Here is a 16,832-nt window from a genome sequence, read left to right on the forward strand (position 1 = left end):
CGCGGGGCAGCGGGCGCGGACGGGTCAGCGGCCGGGCTGCTCCAGGAGCAGGAGGGACGGCACGTGTCCGGGCCGGGCGAGGCGGAGGAGTCCGTAGCCGATGCCGGACAGTCCGGCCAGCAGCCCGGGGGAGGGGACGTGGTCGGGGGTGGCACAGCGGTGGCTCCGCGCCTCGACGAGCGCGAGCACCTGCCCGGTACGCCGCGACAGCGCGCCCGCGGCGACCGGGTCGCCCCGACCGGCGAGCACGGCCAGGGCCTCCAGGGTGCCGAGCGCGCCCTGGCCGAGGCTCAGACCGGGGCACACCTCGGCGTCGGCCAGCGGGGCCGTCAGCGTGCCGGCCGCGTCCGGGGGCGCGGCGGCGGCCACTCCGGCGAGCCCGGAGGCCCAGGACGCGTCCGCGGGCACGGTCCGTACCTCGCGTACCGCCGCACGCAGCAAGGCGTCCGCGGCGCCCGCGTGCGCGGCGGCGCGCTCCGGGCGGCGGACGGCGTAGCGCCGCAGTGCCCAGCCGATCCCGGCCGCGCCGTCCGCGAATCCGGGACCGCCGCCGGTGCCCGCTCCGTCCCCGAGGGGGGCCGGCAGCTCCGGTCCGCAGGCCGTCGCCAGGAGCAGATCCGACACGGCGTCCGCCAGCCGCAGGGCCTCAGGGGACCCGGTCGCCTCGTGCACGGCGACGGCGGCGGCCAGCGCCCCGGCCACGCCACCGGCCAGCCCCGGATCGGAGCAGGCGGCGACGGCGTGCCCGAGCGCGGTGAGAGCGTCCGGCAGACAGCCCGTCAGGTCCTCACCGAGCAGCGCGGACAGCCGTACGAGCGCGTGGACGATACCCGCGAGCCCCGTGTAGGCACCCGGTCCGGCCGCCGCGCTCAGCTCGGGATCGGCGGCCAGCGCCTTCATCAGGGCGGGCAGCGGCCGGACCGCCTCCCGGGCCAGCGTCGCGTACCGTCCGGCCCCGGTCAGCACGTCCGCCTGGGCGAGGAACAGCGCCACGCCGCAGTACCCCTGACCCAGTCCGGCGCCCATCGGCAGCACGGCCCAGTGCGGTCCGGAGACCTGCTCCAGGCCCAGCCAGTTGGTCCGGCCGCCGCCGCGTATCGCGCGGGCGGCGATCTCGTCGGCGATGCCGCACGCCGCGGCCAGCAGCCGTGAGGCGTCCGGCACGACCGCCGGGAGCGGGGCGAGGGCGAGTTCGGAGCGCCGTGCGAGGGGCGAACCGGCACCCCGCGCCGCCAGCGTGGCCGCGATGACCCACTCCTGGTCGTGGCAGTCGACCTCGTCCAGCCGGGCCAGCTTCGCGCCGACCGCGGCCAGGCTCGCCACCGGCAGCACTCCCGGCAGCCACGTGCCGTCGGCCGTCCGGACCCCTGTACCGGACGGCCGATGCACGAACAGGGGGACGTCACCGCGCCACAGGTCCGCGGTCTCGTGCTCGACCAGCCGCCGACGCGCCTCGTCGTGCTCGGACTCGGTCCACAGCACCGCGAACACGCCCTCCCGCGCGAGCGCGTCACGGAGCAGCGACGGGTGGGCGGACTCCTCCAGCAGCGTGGCGTACAGGCGGGTGGAGCGTGCGACGAGCCGTGCCGGGCTGCCGGCGTGCACCGTCAGCGGCCCGTTCGGGCCGAGCAGTTCACCACCGTGCGCGGCCAGCGCCGTGTAGGCGGCGCGGAATCCCTCCAGCAGGGCCGCCCGGTGGTCGGCCCCTTCCAGCGGCGCCCCCGCGGGCAGCGGCTGGTTCTGCGCGGCGGGGCTGGGCACGGGCCCCCGTACGGCCCGCATGGTGTCCCTGCCGCTGTCCTCCCAGTGCAGACCCTCGCTCGGGAAGGTGCCGTCGGCGGACCGGCCGAGCGCGGAGATGTCCAGCGCCCCGTGCTCACCGATCAGCAGGTGGGGCAGCAGACAGGCGCGGTGCACCGAGGCCTGCAGGGCGTCGGCGGCCGGATCGGCACCGGCGGTCATGGCCTGCGGCAAACCGGTGTGCAACAAGGTCTCGGCGTCCACCAGGACGGGCTGGTCGCCGCAGGCGATGACGTTCTCGTAGTGCATGTCGGCGCCGTCCACCGCGTAGAGCAGGGCCAGCAGCGCACCCTGGCGCCGGTAGAAGGCGTCGGTCTCGGTGACCGACCGGCACCAGCGGTGCTCCACGAACTCCAGCCAGCCGTATCCCGGCCGCCGCACACTGCGCGGCGTGCGCAGCGCCAGGCCGGGCACCTTGGCGCCGAGCCAGGCCACCAGGCCGTCGAGCAGGGCGTGCTGGTCGAGCGGCCGGGGCTTGTACACGAGCCGGTCGCCGCCGGCGAAGCGCAGGATCGCGACCGCCCGGTTGCCCTGGTGGGCGTCCCCCTGGCCGAGGTCGACGCCGGCCAGCGCGCCGGGCCCCCTCCCGTCGAGCAGCCCGGCGACCAGGTCCTCCCGGTCGGCCTGGAACCGCGTCACCAGCTCCGCCGCCGCGTCCGCCGCGTCCAGCGCGGTCTGCGCGAGCATCCGGGCCAGCACCGGATAGGCCGCGAAGAGCGCCACCAGGCCCGGTCCGCCGCCGGTGGCGGCGACGAACGACGCGAACCGCTCGCGCGGTCCCGCTCCGGCGAGCCGTCCCGCCCGCCGGGCCAGGGACAGCTCGTGGACCAGGGTCCGGGCGGCCTGCCGGACGAGCTGCTCGGTCAGCCGGCGTTCGAACGCGGCCCGCCACACGGCCTGTTCGGCGGCGGGGACGTCCGCCGTGCGGCGGGCGAGCCGGTCCGATGCCGGGGTGACGAGCGGCCGTACGACGACGGCGAAGACCTCGGGGCCCGTGCCGTCCGCGGTCAGCTCGTCCAGGCTCTCGGGGGCGGCGGCCAGCGCCGCTTCGGTGTACTCGGCCCAGTGGGGCTTGGCCGCGCGGGCGGCGAGCCGCTCGGCGGTCTCCGCGGCGAGGGCGGCCGCGGTCGCCCCTTCCACCGCGAGGTGGGCCAGCCGCAGGGCGAAGCCGTCGCCGTCCCCGACGTCCCAGGGAGCGGGCCCGGTGGCCGGACCTGGGGCCGCCGCCGGCAGGCCGGGCGCGGCGAGCCGTTCCGCGAGCGTCAGCGCCGGGGCCCACCAGGCGAGCGGCAGGCCGGAGCTCCTGGGAGTCGGGAGGGTGGCGGTCCGGGGAGTGGGGAGGCTGGCGGTCTCAGTCACGAGGATGAAGGTGTCAGACCCCCGGCGGCCCGCACATGGGGAAGTGACCCCCATATTCCTGCGCACCCGTCCCACCGATGGGGAGTGACTGTCACGTGACCGCCCCGGACCACTGTGAACCGGAGGTCAGCGCGGCCGATCCCCGTGGCATACCGCGTCAGAGCCGGGGCGCGGGCAGCAACCGCGGTTCGATCCGCTCCTCCACCGCCCCGGTGCCCGAACGGCGGACCACGTAGGCGCCCTTGCCGGGCAGTTCCGCCACGGCCTCGACCAGCTCGGTGCCCCGGTAGACCAGGCCGACCCCGTCGTCGGTGCAGTGCGCCACCGGGAAGGCGCCCTCGGCGACCATCCGGTGGATCAGCGGGCGGCGCCCCGCGTCGGAGTCGTAGTGGACGCCGTTGCCGTACGGCAGCAGGCCCAGCCCGTCGGTGACCGGGCGCAGTCCGGGCCCGAAGGAGTCGGTCGCACCGCCCTCGAACCAGCAGATGGACCCCGCGCTGACCCCGGCGAGCACCACACCCGCCCGCCAGGCGCGCCGCATGATCGCGTCCAGGCCGTGCACCCGCCACACGGCGAGCAGGTTGGCCACCGAACCGCCCATCACCCAGACCACGTCGTGGGCCAGGACCGTGGCCTCGACGTCCTCGACGTTCGGCATGGGGAACAGGTAAAGGGGCGTGAGGTCGTAGCCCGCCGCCCGGGCCGCCTCCGCCACCCGCGCCGTCACGTGCTCGGCGTCACCGGTCGCCGTGCCGACGTACAGGATGCGCGGACGTCTGCCGTGCACGCCGGAGAGGTCGACCGCGTGGTGGACCAGCGCGTCGAAGAGCAACCGGGTGCGAGTGCCGACACGGTGCCCTCCGGACGTGGCGAGGACGGTCGGTTCCGGAGCGGTCACAGGCATGATCGTAGCGCGCCCGAACTCGACCTCGGACGTGCGGAGTTCGTGAAGGAGCGCGGGCGTGTCCCGTCTCCCGTGCCGTACGGGCGGACGGTCCCCGCGACGCCGGGAACCGTCCCTACACCCGCTGATCCGCCGTGCCCGTACAGTGCCCGCGCAGGTCCAGCATGCAGAAGACCTTGTCGTAGCGGCGTTCGCCGACTGCCACGAAGCCGGGCAGCCGGCCGTACTCGGTGAAGCCCAGCGACCGGTAGAGGCGCAGGGCACGGGCGTTGTCGCCACGGACGTCCAGGGTGAGGACCTCGATACCTGCCGTCCGGGCGTCGGTGATCAGGCCGGCGGTCAGCGCCCGGCCGGCACCACGACCATGGGCGGCGGCGTCGACGGCGAGCTTCTCCAGGTCGGCGTGCGGTCGGTGGGTGGGGCGGGCGTAGCGGAGCCAGTACCCCAGCCCGACGAGCCGACGGCCGAGGTAGGCGGCGCGCAGGGCCGCGTCCCCGGCCCGCGCCGCCGACACGACGTTGCCGAGAAGGTCCGCCACCTCGTCCCGCGAGGGGGGTTCCACCCAGCCCAGCGCGGCACCTCCACTGACCAGGTCCGCCAGGATCCGGTGGGCGGACTCCACGAATCCGGTCTCCAGTTCCGGATCGGAAGCCAGTTCCGCGGCATCCAGGACGGCGGGCCGAGTGGTCACATCACTGGTCGAGGCCGGATCCATGACCGGCAGCCTAGTCGGGCGTGAACGGGAACGACCAGCCGAGATCGCGGTCGGCGGTCCGACGGCCCCGATCGTCCGGTGAACTGCCGTCTCCCATGCCGCCGCCTCGCCCGGAGCGCCGCATTCCGGTATGTCGAGGCAGGTGGAAGGCTTGGCACATGGCCTTTCGACCGTGGCGGGACGGCCGCCTGTCCTGGTGGCCGGGTTACACGCCCGCGCTGATGGTGATCCCCCTGGGGCTGATCGTCATGGTCTGTGTGGTGGATGTGCTGGCTCCGCCGCACATCCACCTCGGGCCGCTGCTGGTGGCGGCACCCGCGATCACGGTGGCCTTCGCCGGGACCCGTGCGACGGCGCTGATGGGAGCGCTCGCGGTGGCGGCACAGGTGCTGATCGGCGTGCTCAGAGGGGTCCTGCCCACCGCCAACATCCAGGCGCAGATCATCGCTCTGATCGTCGTCTCCGTCGTCTGCGTCAGCATCTGCGTGGTACGGGACCGGCGAGAGCGCCAGTTGCACCGGGTGCGGTCCGTCGCCGAGGCGGCGCAGAGCGTCCTGCTGCGGCCGCTGCCCGCCCGCACCGGCCCGCTTCGGATCGCCGGCCTGTACCTCCCCGCCGAGGAGGAAGCCGATCTGGGCGGAGACCTGTACGCGGCCGCGCGGACCGACCACCAAAGCACCCGGCTCCTCATCGGCGATGTGCGCGGCAACGGGCTGGCCACGATCAACAACGCAGCCCTGCTGCTCGGCGCCTTCCGCGCGGCCGCCCACCGGCAGGCCACCCTGCCCCGCCTCGCCGTCCACCTGGACGCGGCGTTCCGCTGGGACACCAGCCAGTGGCGGTCACAGGAGGCTCAGGACACCGACGAGGACTTCGCAACCGCGATCCTGCTCGACATCCCCGACCACGAGCCGGTCGTCCACCTCATCAGCTGCGGCCACCCACCGCCGCTGCTCCTGCGGGGAACCCGGGTCACCCCGCTCCTTCCCGAGGCGAGCCACCTCCCGGTCGGGCTCGGCGGAACCTTCGGCATCTCCGCCTACGAGGTCCAGACGTTCCCGTTCGAGGTGGACGACCTGCTACTCCTCTACACGGACGGCGTCATCGAGGCGCGCGGTGCCGACGGACGCTTCTATCCGTTCACCGAACGGGCGCCCGCATGGGCGAGGGACGACCCCGACGAACTCCTGCGCGGTCTCCGGGAGGACCTGCTGGCCCACGTCCAAGGGCATCTCGACGACGACGCGGCCGTGGTCGCGATCCGCCGCGTGGCAATCTGATCCGTCCGGCGCAGCATCGAGCAACGCGGTTCGGTCCCCGCCTCAGCCCGGTCCACGCCCGTCCCCGGACCGCGCCGGTGCCCCAGGCCGTACACGCGCCGTTCACCGTCCAGGCTGTGTGGCGTAACCGGGTCCTCCACAGGGATCGCGAAAGTGGGCTCTCCTGTTGCTGAAGTCCTGTCAGGAGAACACGCCCGCGATGGACAGCCCGACGCCGAGACCCGCCGAGACCCGCGGCCCCTGCGACCGCACCCGTGCCACCGAGGAGAGTGCGGCCCGCAACCCCTGGTGGGACAACACCCGGTTCGTGTCCGCCGCACTGATCGTGGTCCTGCACACCATGGGCAGCATCATGGATCGCTACGGCGCGCTGCACGCCTTCCACGTCGCGGCCTGGGCGTTCCGAGTCCCCGCCTTCGTCGTACTGGCCGGGGTGTTCAGCAGTGCCGGGCCACTCGGCCCGCGTCATCTGCGCACCCTGCTGCGCAGCATCGTGCTCCCCGCCCTCCTGTTCAGCGTGCTCTTCTCGGTGGAGTCGTACGCCCTCGGCTCGCCCTTCACCCTGCACATCACCCAGCTTCCATGGACCCTGTGGTTCCTGATGTCGCTGTTCTTCTGGAGGCTGCTGCTGCCGCTGGTGGCCCAGCTGCGCCACCCGCTGGCGGTGACCACGGCGGTGGCCCTCGCGGTCGGCTACGTGGAGGAGTTCGGCCTTCAGTTCTCGGCCAGCAGGACCCTCGTGTACATGCCGCTGTTCTACTTCGGCTGGCGGCTCGGGCAGGGCATGTTCAGCAAGTGGTTCGAGAGCCGGTGGAGCCTCCCGGTGGCGGCCGCCGGAGTCGTCGCGGCGGGACTCGCGGCCTGGCGGTGGCACCGGGACATCCAGGGCACCTGGCTGTCGATGCGCCACGCCTACCAGGCCGACACCGCGCTGGGCATGGAGGGCGCCTGGCTGGTGCGGCTGGCGGTCCTGGCCTCGGCGGCGACGCTCGTGCTGTGCCTGCTGCGGCTGATGCCGAAGCGACGGCTGCCAATGGTCTCCGCGCTCGGCGCGGGCGGCTTCACGGTCTACCTGCTGCATCCGCTCGTCATCCTGCCGCTGCGGGAGAAGGGCCTGATCGAGCGGGCCGACACCACGCCGGAGCTGATCGCCCTGCTGCTGGGCGGCGTCCTGCTCACGGCGCTCCTCGCCTCGGCGCCCGTGCGCCGCCTGGCCCAGCCGCTGACCCGGCCCCCGGTCGGCTGGCTGCTGGCCCCGGCCCCCGCTTCACCCGTCACGCCCGCGCAGCCGCGCACTCTTCCCCTGCCCAAGCAGGCACTTGGAGAAGACTTCCGTGTGACGCCCTGAGGTCCCCCGGGGTGCGCCCGTCGCCGACCGGTCCTCAGGAGCGGGCCTGTCGGCAGCGGGTCGAGAGGCCCTCGGCGCGGCGGCATCATCCCACCATGACCGCCACCCGCAAGTTGCGCGACGCGCCCGCCCGGCAGATCGTGGAAGGAGACCGTGGAGGACCGCACCGTGCCGGACCGGCGCGTGGACGCCCGGTGTCTGGAGCGGCGGCATCACGGCCACCCCGGCAGAACACGGTGGTGGCCGTGCGGAGAACAGGCCCGAGCGGGCTCACCGACACGGACGGGCAGCTCGGGGAACCGGTCCGCTGCCCGCTCGTCAGCGACCGCCGGAGCCGCGGGATTTCGGCCTCGATCACGCCGGGATCACTGACGGCTCCCTCGGACGAGGCGCGAGGCCGTCCGCGTGGCCGCCCCGCGGTGTTCCCTCCGGATCAACGCATCGGGAGGATGACCGTGATGATCAAAGGCCATGACGTATCCGCCTTCCAGGACGCGAACTTCCCCACCGCCGGTACCGGTTTCGTGTTCATCAAGGGAACCGAGGGACGGTCGTACGTCAACCCCAGGCAGAAGCAGCAGGCCGCGCACGCCCGCGCCGCGGGACTGGTCGTCGGCTTCTACCACTTCCTGCACCCAGGGCACGTCAAGGAGCAGGCGGCTCACTTCGTGGAGGGCAGCGCCAGCGTCGACTACGACATGCTGGTCGTCGACTGGGAGACCAACCCGGACGGCACCGCCGCGACCTGTGCGGAGAAGGACTCCTTCATCGCCGAGGTGAGGCGACTGCGCGGCTCCAGCCACAAGATCGGGCTGTACTGCAACCGGGACTTCTGGCGCCACCGGGACACCACCGGCAACGCGGGTGACTTCCTGTGGATCGCCGTGTACGGGGTGCCCGCGGGCAAGCCGGACATCCGGAGCAAGTGGGTGTTCCACCAGTACACCGACAAACCGCTGGACACCAACGTGAGCGTCTTCGCCTCCAAGGCGGAGCTGGTCGCCTTCGCGGGCGGCATCAACGGCGTGAAGACCCTTTCGCGGGCGGCATCAAGGGCGTGAAGGACCAGGGTCCGGAACGGGCGGGGCCTCAGGCTCCGCCCGTACGGGCGACGGCCGAGGTCAGCCCGAGACGGCTGCCGATCTCCCCGGCGACCTCCGGGTGGGAGAGGTACTCCGCGATGTTGTGGGCGCGGTCGCGGGCGTTGATGACGGCGACGTCGGTCACCGTGCCCGCCCACTCGTCGGCCAGGGGGCAGCCGATGGCCACCGCGTCGGCCGGTGACCACCCGTTGAGCCAGTCCGTCACCACGTCGGGGCGCTTGGGCCCGCCGATGAGCAGCCGCGTGTACACGCTGTCCAGACCCAGCGGACTGCCCACCGTGGTCAGGTGGACGGTGCGCAGGGCGGGGGACAGCCGTGTGGTGAGGTCCATGCCGACCACCGTGCCGAGGCTGTGGCTGACGAGGATCATCTCGCCCTCCTCGGGCAGCGTGTCCAGCACACCGTCCAGCACCGCGTCCCGGACCGGCCGGTCGTCCAGATACGCCGCGACGTCGTGCAGGACCAGGGCGATCGTCCAGGCGTCGAGGCCGCTCCTCGCGGCCAGCCAGCCCAGTTGACGGTGAAGACCTCCGACGACGTCGCCGACGGTGATCCGTTCGAGGTCGGGCTGCCTCTCCTCGGGGAGGTCCCAGCGGCGGGCCGCCTCGCCGATCATCTCCTCGTACACCGCTCGGGCGGTGGGCGAGACCGGCGCGACCGCCTCGGCCGGGGAGAGGCCGGCCGAGGCGGTGACCCGTGGCACGGCCTCGTGCGCGGCGAGCACCTCCACCAGCCGGTCGCCGTAGTACGGGAACCAGGCGTCGGCCGGATCGACCGGCGGCAGCCCCGCGCGGACGAGACCCTGATTGAGCCCGGCCGTCCACTCGCGGCGCAGGTCCCGCGGGTCCTTGCGCTCCTGGGATCGACCGTGCAGGAACACGAGATGACGCCCGCCGCCGAACGCGCCGTCCCGGGCGCGCAGGCCCGTGTGCGTGACCGCCGCCGCCGAGACCGGCCCCGGTACGGCGGTCGCGGGCACCGGGGCGGGAGCCGTGGACTCCGCCACCCCCAGCCCCGATTCGACGCCCATCTCCGCCGGCGGACCCGACCGCGTGCCGGCCGGCAACTGTGCGAGGTGCCGCAGGATGGAGCTGACCCGGACCCCCTCGTTGGACACCCAGTCGACCGCGTCGTCGCCGTCCCCCGGCTGCCACACCCGCCCGTCCGTGCGCAGGACGTGCCCCTGCTCGTCGGTCTTCGGCACCCCGCTGTGGTGGAGGGCGACCACCTCCCACTGGTCGTTGAAGACCGGGGAACCCGAATTGCCGGGCTCGGTGTCCGTCCGGTACTGGAGGAAGTCGTCGAGTCGGACCTGCAGCATGTTGTCGCGGACGGCGATCTCCTTCAGCCGCCCCATCGGGTGGCCGATCACGTTGACCGGCTCGCCGATGACCAGCTTGCCGGGCTGGACGCTGAGCCGGTTCCAGCCGAACACCTCGCCCGGCGGCCGCCCGTCCGGCCCGGCGGCCACCGGCACCAGGGCGTAGTCCAGGCGCTCGTCGGCCACGAAGAACGCGTCAGGGGCGAACTCCAGCCGCGTCGCGGGCTGCGGGATGTTGTCGACGGTGACCTGGGCGTCGAACTCGACGAAGCACTGCCGGGCCGTCTCCGCGTCCGGAAGCACGTGGTGGTTGGTCATCAGCAGGCTCGGCGACACCAGGAAGCCGGTGCCTAGCGGCAGTTCGCGTCCGTTCTCCCGGGTCGAGATCCGGGCGACGGTGCGCGCCGCCCGGGCACCGCGCGGCAGGAAACTCCACGCCTGCAGATCCTTCGACACCCCGAGGATGCGCTCGTAGGCGTCGGGCGCGGCCAGCGGCTCCGCGCGCACCGCCTCCACGGCCAAGGCCGCGGGTACCGCGTGCCGTTCCAGCAGGCGCGCGGCGCGCGCCGCGAGCGCCTGCCGGGAGTCCGGGAACGCGACCCCGGCGTCCTGCTGCCGCTCCACGGCCCGGCGTTCGTCGCCGGTTGCCCGGTACCGCTCGGCGGCCGCCACGAGTTGCTGCGCGCGCTCCTGCCGGAGCCTCTCCACCGCTGCCATCTCAGGTTTCCTTCGGTACGGCGTTGTGCCACGGCACGAAGGCGTTGTCCAGCCCGGACAGGGCCGTACGCAGTTCGGGATGGTGGCGCAGCAGGACGGTGACCATGGTGTTGTCGTCGATCCAGGCCATGCCGGCCTTGGAGTAGACCTCGGGGGTGTAGTACGTGGTGAAGAAGCGGTCGCTGTTCAGCCGGCGCGAGGCCATCAGGATGAAGATGCGGAACGCCGTGTCGCTGAAGGCGAATCCGGCCGGAAGCCGCTCCGCGTACAGCCCGACCATGAGGTCTACCTTCTCGATGTCTCCGCCGTAGAGCCGCTCGATCTGCTCGGCCCACGCCGGGTCGTGCGCCAGCTCCTCGAAGCTCTTGGCGGGCTTGAGCCGCAGCAGCCTCCGGAACTCGTTGTACCGGGGCACCCCCAGCTCCCGGGAGCGCAGGATGTCGGTCGCCGCGAGATCCTGCAGATGACCGTCGGGCCGCTCGAACTCCTGCAGGAAGTTGGGGAAGTTGTGCAGCGTGACCAGCCCGGGATGGAGCGTGCCGAAGCTGTACAGCAGATCGGCCATCTCCGTGGTCTCCAGGAACTTCAGTGCTCCCGGGCCCGAGATGTCGCGCAGGGTGCACTGCCGCAGGGTGGAGTCGTCGGCGACGGAGCGCAGGTGCCAGTCGTCGCGGATCAGCGGGTGCATCCGGTAGACCGCGACGAACTCCTCGGTGAGGGCGTAGGGGACGCCGTAGTGGTCGGTCTCGCCGCCCGGGATGCCGCTGACGACCTCGCTGTCACCGATCCGGCCGAACAGGTTGTGGACGCGTTCACCCGCCACGCCCCACCAGTTGGCCCGCAGCGCCTTGACGGTGGTGGGGTGGCTGATCACGGCCGGGGTCCACTCCACGGTGTGGATCTTGGCGAGGAGCGCGGCGTTGACCAGCCGGGCCCGCTGGAACAGCTCCTCGTCGCTCCAGGAGGGGTAGGCGCCGTGCAGGTGGTCGCAGATCGCGTTGTGCTCCCGGGTGAACAGGTCCTGCATCATCGCGAGGCCCAGCCAGAAGCCGGGAACCCGTGTGGGGTCCTGGGAGGGGTCCGCGGGAACGGGGGCCTGCTCGTCGTCCCACAGGTGCAGTGCGCCCAGTCGCCCGGTGCGCAGCTGGTGCTGCTCGATCTCGTTCCTGCCGTAGATCTGGGAGGCGTCCCACCAGTGGGAGGAGACGTTGACGCGGGTGTCCGGTGTGCCGGGTGGCGCCTTCGGGTCACGGGTCGGGTCGTCCGGGGTCCGGAAGATCCGCATGGGGTGTTCCGGCCACGGGTCGTCGTCGAGCAGGGGCACCTCCCACGGCCGGTCCGTGGGGCTCGTACCGTGACTGAACCAGTCGCGGATCATGAACTGGAGCCAGGCCGACACGAGGGAGTTCACGGATTCGGCCGCGATGAGCTCGCGGCGGGTGAGCAGGGTGCGGCTGACCTCGCGCGGACTGGGCGCGGACAGGACGTCCTCGGGCGCGGCCGGGGCGATGTCCGCCAGTGGGATGTTCCGCCCGAAGCGGGTGCCCGCCATGCCCATGCGCGGGTCGCCGAGGTCGTTGTGGCTGCCGTCGGCGGTCCGGTTGACCCGGTTGTTCGCGGACGGCGGCGCCGGCTCGGGCCCGTTGACCGAGGGCAGCCCGCCGGTGTCGTACAGGTTCTTCTGCCGAAGCCTGACCCGCAGTCCGAAGAGCGTCAGCAGGCCGGCGACGACGGGGAGTCTGTCCCAGCCGAAGCGGCGGTCGATGTACTGGGCGCCGCCGGTGATGATCCGCCAGGGGAGTGACGTGCGGTATCCGGCCGGGGAACGTCGTGCGGCGCGTCGGTGCGTGCTCATCGCGGTACTCCTTGGGTGGCTCCTGTTCGTTCGCGCGTGAAGCGCGTTCGTGCGAGGGCGGCCCGTACGGGTTCAGGCGCGGGCCGCTTCGCCGAGGATCACGTCGCTCGCCTTCTCGCTGATCATGTAGATCGGCGCTGCGACGAAGAACCCGGGTATGCGGGGGAAGACCGAGGCGTCGACGATCCGCAGGCGGTCCACTCCGCGGACGCGGAAGGCGCTGTCGACCACGGCCGAGGGATCGTCGGAGCGTCCCATCCGGCAGGTGCACGAGGCGTGGTGGCCCCAGGCCTCGTCCTGGACGAAGCCGCGCACGGCGTCGCGGTCGCCGACGTCCTCGCCGGGCCACAGCTCCTTGAGGATCACGGAGCCGGCCCTGCGGTTCATCCCGCGCACGAACTCCACGGCGTCGGCCATCGCTTCGAGGTCCAGGCCCTCCGTGTCCGTGCCCTCGGTGAAGTAGTGGAAGTTGACCAGTGGGGTGTCGCGGGGGTCGGGGGAGCGCAGCCGGACCCGGCCTCCGGTGTTGTGGGTGCGGCTCTTGAGGATGGCCCAGGTGAAGCGGTCCTTGTGGTGGGTCAGGTCCAGGGAGTAGCCCGGCCGGTATCCCCGGAAGTCGAAGGGGCCGCCGAAGATGAACAGGTCGGGGGCGTCCAGGTCCGGGCGTGACTTCCGGGTGATGCCGAGGACGGCGCCGTTGGTGGTGTAGAGGCCCTTGCCCTGCTGCCAGGCCGAGTAGCAGCGGTCCGGTTCGCTCCCGGGCCGCGGAGCGTGGAAGGAGCAGTCCTTGATGACGGGGAAGTCACGGTCCGTCTGGCTGACCACGCCGACCTCGTACCGGTCCTGGAGATTGGCGCCCACTCCGTGCAGACCGACCCGCACCGGGATGTCGTGGCGCTGCAGCTCCTCGGGTGGTCCGATGCCCGAAAGCATCAGCAGCTGGGGTGTGTTGAACGCTCCCGCGGCCAGCACCACCTCGCGTGAGGCGACGGCCCGGCGCAGCACCGGTGGACCGGACCGCGGCCGCGAACCGGGATCGGCTCCGTAGGCGTGCGCCGCGTCCAGGTAGTCCACGCCGGTCGCCGCGTTGGCCCCGTCCAGCACGATCCGCGCGGCCAGCGCGTGGGTCCGGACCACCAGTCGATCCGGATGGCTCCGCTGTACGGCCTGGACACGCTCGCGTACGGCGCTGCGGCGGCCGTCGGCGGTGGATACGGGAATCTGCCACAGCCCCTGGAGCGCCTGGGTCTGCACCCGCCAGTCGTTGGGGTCGACGAGCGAGCCGAGGCCTTCGAGCGGGGACAGCGGCCGGCCGAGGAATCCCGCGAGGGTGTCCTCGGCGGCCGACAGGACGACCTTCAGCAACTGTTCGTCCTGCACGGCCAGTCGGGGGTCGGCCAGCGAGGTGGGCAGCCAGCCGTCGAACCCGTGCCGGGCGTCGTTGCGGTACCGCTCCGACACGAGGGGAAGCGCCCGGAGCAGCGCGGCCAGCAGCGGGTTGCCGGGCGGCTGCTTGGGCCGGGGACGGTACGTGCAGCGTTCCAGACGCTCGAAGTACCGGCGCATGGAGGTGCTCCGCCAGGTCGTGTCACCGGTCTCCTCCGCGATGGCGTCCCAGTCGCGGTTGTAGGGGTAGACGGTGATCAGCGCGTGGTGCGCGGTGCACCCGCCGACCGTTCCGGCGCGCGGGTAGAGGACACCCCGGTCCGGTACGAGCTTGCTGTCGCGCCGCTGCCGCTGCTCGTCGGCGTAGTGCCGGACGAAGTAGTTCCAGCACTGGACCGGGTCCTCGGAGGCGTCGGCGTGGAAGGCGGGCACCAGGTAGTTGTCGTTCTCCTCCGCACCGCCGGCGTCGAGGAGGAGGGTGCGCATGCCCGCTGCGGCGAGGTTGGCCGCGAGCGGCCCGCCACCCGCACCGGCCCCGACGACGACGTAGTCGAAGCCGGTCTCGGCGGGTGGAGTGGTCCCGGACTGCGTGTTCACTTCCGCTTGTCCTTCGAAGAGTTGGCGAGTGAGACGCCGGCGCCGATGGCGAGGGCGGTGTTCACGGCCGAGATGAAGGTGGTCAGGAACGCCGTGCGCGGCGGGACGTGCCCGTGGAGGCCGAGCGTGGCCGCTGTCGCGGTGTCGCTGCCGTGGATCAGGATGCCCTCGCACACGTCGTCGCGCAGCCGGTCTCCGCTGTGGGTCAGCAGGTCGAGGCCGAGGAGGACCGTTCGGATGCCGAAGAGGCGGAAGGCGTAGACGGCCGCCGGACTGGGCGGATCGCGGTCGGGGTCGAACCGCCGGATGAGCATCTCCGGTGCCAGCAGACCGGCCGCTCCGTTGAACAGTCTGATGCCGGCGAGGACATAGACCGGCAGAGGGCGGGCCGAGAGGGGAACCGTGGCCATGATGTCTCCTGGGGGTGTGGTGATTCTCGCGCTGACGGGACCGTCGGCCGAACCCCACGAAAAGGGAGAGGAACACCCTGGACGCACTCTTACTCGCAACGCTATGGGAACGGCTGCTCAGCTGCATCTCGGGGACGGCATGTCAATTACCGTCTCGTTCAACCAAATCTGTCTTTTCGGTCCTCGTGTTGCGTTTGCCAGCCACTTCGGACGGCAGGAAACTGGTGCTGTCAGCGTGACAGCGCCGCTGGAGACGGGGATGGCCGGTGTCACCGCTTCCCCCTTTGCTGCCCCATGAGCGGGCATCTGCGGTTTGTTCGCGACTGCCCATTTCGCGTGTCGAAAAGCCACTCTCCCGCGTTGGTGAGCGAACGCGACCAGCGGTGATCCGGGAGCAGACGGGTGCGCGGTCGTGACGACGAACGATCAGCCGTCGGTCCTCTCACGCAGGAGGTGCCCCATGAGCAGGACTCGCCCGATCAACTGCATCATCCCCCCGTACATTCTCGACAGACTCCTGGACAGTGAGGACAGGGAGGTTCGACAGGCGGCTCTGGACACGCTGCTGGTCACCGCGCGGCTGCGGGGTGAGCGAGCGGTCCGGGCGTCCTTCGCCGGCGCGGCCGCCCCCGGAAACGGCCGGCGCACCGTCTTCGACTGCGAGCAGGGGGAGACGCTTTCCGACGCCGTTCTGGCCAGGCCCGAGGACGGCCAGGAGGTCGCGGACCCGTCCGTCAACCGGGCGTTCGACGCGCTCGGTCTCACCCGCGATTTCTACAAGGAGGTGTTCCAGCGCGATTCGGTGGACGGCAAGGGAATGCGTCTGGACGGATACGTGCACTTCGGCTTCCAGGTCAACAATGCCTTCTGGGACGGCCGGCAGATGCTCTTCGGCGACGGGGACGGTAAGAGGTTCAAAAACCTCACCGGATCCCTCGAAGTGATCGCCCACGAGCTGACGCACGGAGTCACGGATCACACGGCCGAATTCGAGTACCACAAACAGTCGGGTGCCCTGAACGAGTCGATGTCGGACGTCTTCGGGTCGCTGGTCAAGCAGTGGTCCCTGAAGCAGACGGCCGAGGAGGCGGACTGGCTGATCGGGGCCGACGTGTGGACCCCGGGCGTCGACGGCGACGCCCTGCGGTCGATGAAGGAGCCGGGGCACGCCTTCGACAACCCGCGGTTCGGAAAGGACCCCCAGCCCGACCGGATGAGCAGGTTCATCCACCTGCCCGACACCAAGCAAGGGGACTTCGGCGGAGTCCACTTCAACTCGGGCATTCCGAACAGGGCGTTCTTCCTGACGGCCGCGCACATAGGCGGATTCGCGTGGGAGGCGGCCGGAACCATCTGGTACGAGTCGCTCAAGGCGTCCAGCTCCCAGGACCAGTTCCAGGACTTCGCGGGCACCACCTTCCAAAAGGCCGGGGAACTGTTCGGCGCCGGCAGTCACGAGCAGTCGGCCGTGCTGTCGGCGTGGCAGGAGGTCGAGGTGCCGGTCCCGGGCGTCCCGGCCGGAGTCGCCCGGCTGCGGAGCCTGACGGCCGACGGGCACGGCGGCGCGGGCCGGGAGGACGGCATGACGGCCCTCGCCAGGCAGATCGGTGCACTGAACGACAAGATCACGGAACTGGCCAAGGAGATGGCCGCGTTCAGGGGGACCAGGTGAGGATGAGACTGGAGACCTACGGCGGGCTGGCGGCGGTGACGAACCTTCACCGCCCGCCCGAGGTCCTGGACACCGACGCCCTGTCCGAGACCGCCACGGCCGAACTGGCCCGGCTGCTGACGGAAGCCGCCGCTACGCCCCAGGAGGAGCGGGCCGACCCCGCCCCGGATGCGATGAGCTACACGATCACCGCGGAGTCCGGCGACCACGTGACGGTGCTCGAACAGTCGGACGCCGCCATGACCCCCGCTTTCGCGGCCCTGCTCACCTGGCTCAGGAAGCACTGCGCGCAGCAGTGACTGCTCAGCCCTCGTCGAAGAGCAGATCCTCCACCAGGTGCGAGATCCGGTGTCCCGAAGCGTGTG

The 16,832-nt window shown here is 72.0% G+C and carries 12 protein-coding genes; 5 read left to right on the forward strand and 7 right to left on the reverse strand.

The window, feature by feature from the left end; all coding sequences use genetic code 11:
- Nucleotides 1-24: 24 nt before the first annotated feature.
- The 3 genes from ACWCPN_RS31340 to ACWCPN_RS31350 all read right to left on the reverse strand — a co-directional run bounded on the left by ACWCPN_RS31340 (nucleotide 25) and on the right by ACWCPN_RS31350 (nucleotide 4,778).
- Nucleotides 25-3,159 carry a type 2 lanthipeptide synthetase LanM family protein gene (locus ACWCPN_RS31340; protein WP_451213037.1) on the reverse strand — a complete coding sequence of 1,045 codons (3,135 nt, stop codon included), beginning with the start codon at nucleotides 3,157-3,159 and terminating at the stop codon, nucleotides 25-27.
- A 157-nt stretch (nucleotides 3,160-3,316) separates the two neighbouring features.
- Nucleotides 3,317-4,057, reverse strand: a complete 741-nt coding sequence (locus ACWCPN_RS31345; RefSeq protein ID WP_451213039.1) for a Type 1 glutamine amidotransferase-like domain-containing protein — start codon at nucleotides 4,055-4,057, stop codon at nucleotides 3,317-3,319.
- 121 nt (nucleotides 4,058-4,178) lie between these two features.
- Nucleotides 4,179-4,778 (reverse strand): N-acetyltransferase family protein, encoded by a 600-nt coding sequence (locus ACWCPN_RS31350; protein WP_451213042.1) that lies wholly within the window; start codon nucleotides 4,776-4,778, stop codon nucleotides 4,179-4,181.
- A gap of 158 nt (nucleotides 4,779-4,936) precedes the next feature.
- Here ACWCPN_RS31350 and ACWCPN_RS31355 point away from each other — a divergent pair, with 158 nt between their 5' ends.
- The 3 genes from ACWCPN_RS31355 (at nucleotide 4,937) to ACWCPN_RS31365 (ending at nucleotide 8,467) form a co-directional block, all read left to right on the forward strand.
- A complete protein-coding gene (locus tag ACWCPN_RS31355; RefSeq protein ID WP_451213045.1) occupies nucleotides 4,937-6,058 on the forward strand; it encodes a PP2C family protein-serine/threonine phosphatase in 1,122 nt (373 codons plus the stop codon).
- A 199-nt stretch (nucleotides 6,059-6,257) separates the two neighbouring features.
- On the forward strand, nucleotides 6,258-7,406 hold the full coding sequence (locus ACWCPN_RS31360; protein ID WP_451213048.1) for an acyltransferase family protein: 1,149 nt from the start codon (nucleotides 6,258-6,260) through the stop codon (nucleotides 7,404-7,406).
- A 458-nt stretch (nucleotides 7,407-7,864) separates the two neighbouring features.
- A complete protein-coding gene (locus ACWCPN_RS31365; protein WP_451213051.1) occupies nucleotides 7,865-8,467 on the forward strand; it encodes a glycoside hydrolase family 25 protein in 603 nt (200 codons plus the stop codon).
- Between the two features lie 28 nt (nucleotides 8,468-8,495).
- On the opposite strand, the gene ACWCPN_RS31370 is transcribed toward ACWCPN_RS31365, so the two are convergent.
- The 4 genes from ACWCPN_RS31370 to ACWCPN_RS31385 form a co-directional block, all read right to left on the reverse strand.
- Entirely contained in the window at nucleotides 8,496-10,547 is a 2,052-nt protein-coding gene (locus tag ACWCPN_RS31370; RefSeq protein ID WP_451213054.1) for a trypsin-like serine peptidase, read from the reverse strand.
- A gap of 1 nt (nucleotide 10,548) precedes the next feature.
- Nucleotides 10,549-12,402, reverse strand: coding sequence for a peroxidase family protein (locus ACWCPN_RS31375; RefSeq protein WP_451213057.1), 1,854 nt, complete (start codon nucleotides 12,400-12,402; stop codon nucleotides 10,549-10,551).
- 72 nt (nucleotides 12,403-12,474) lie between these two features.
- Nucleotides 12,475-14,385, reverse strand: coding sequence for a GMC family oxidoreductase (locus ACWCPN_RS31380; protein WP_451213060.1), 1,911 nt, complete (start codon nucleotides 14,383-14,385; stop codon nucleotides 12,475-12,477).
- Nucleotides 14,382-14,795 carry a hypothetical protein gene (locus ACWCPN_RS31385; protein ID WP_199209185.1) on the reverse strand — a complete coding sequence of 138 codons (414 nt, stop codon included), beginning with the start codon at nucleotides 14,793-14,795 and terminating at the stop codon, nucleotides 14,382-14,384. The genes ACWCPN_RS31380 and ACWCPN_RS31385 overlap by 4 nt, the downstream gene beginning before the upstream one ends.
- Nucleotides 14,796-15,255: 460 nt before the next feature.
- Between ACWCPN_RS31385 and ACWCPN_RS31390 the strand changes: the two genes are divergently transcribed.
- Together ACWCPN_RS31390 and ACWCPN_RS31395 are read left to right on the forward strand one after the other, a co-directional pair.
- Nucleotides 15,256-16,467: a M4 family metallopeptidase gene (locus ACWCPN_RS31390; protein WP_451213063.1), complete on the forward strand. Its 1,212-nt coding sequence runs from the start codon at nucleotides 15,256-15,258 to the stop codon at nucleotides 16,465-16,467.
- A gap of 2 nt (nucleotides 16,468-16,469) precedes the next feature.
- The gene (locus ACWCPN_RS31395; RefSeq protein ID WP_451213066.1) at nucleotides 16,470-16,766 is read left to right on the forward strand and encodes a protealysin inhibitor emfourin; all 297 of its coding nucleotides are present in this window, start codon (nucleotides 16,470-16,472) and stop codon (nucleotides 16,764-16,766) included.
- Nucleotides 16,767-16,832: the final 66 nt, after the last annotated feature.

The sequence above is a fragment of the Streptomyces sp. NPDC002386 genome (assembly GCF_053593175.1).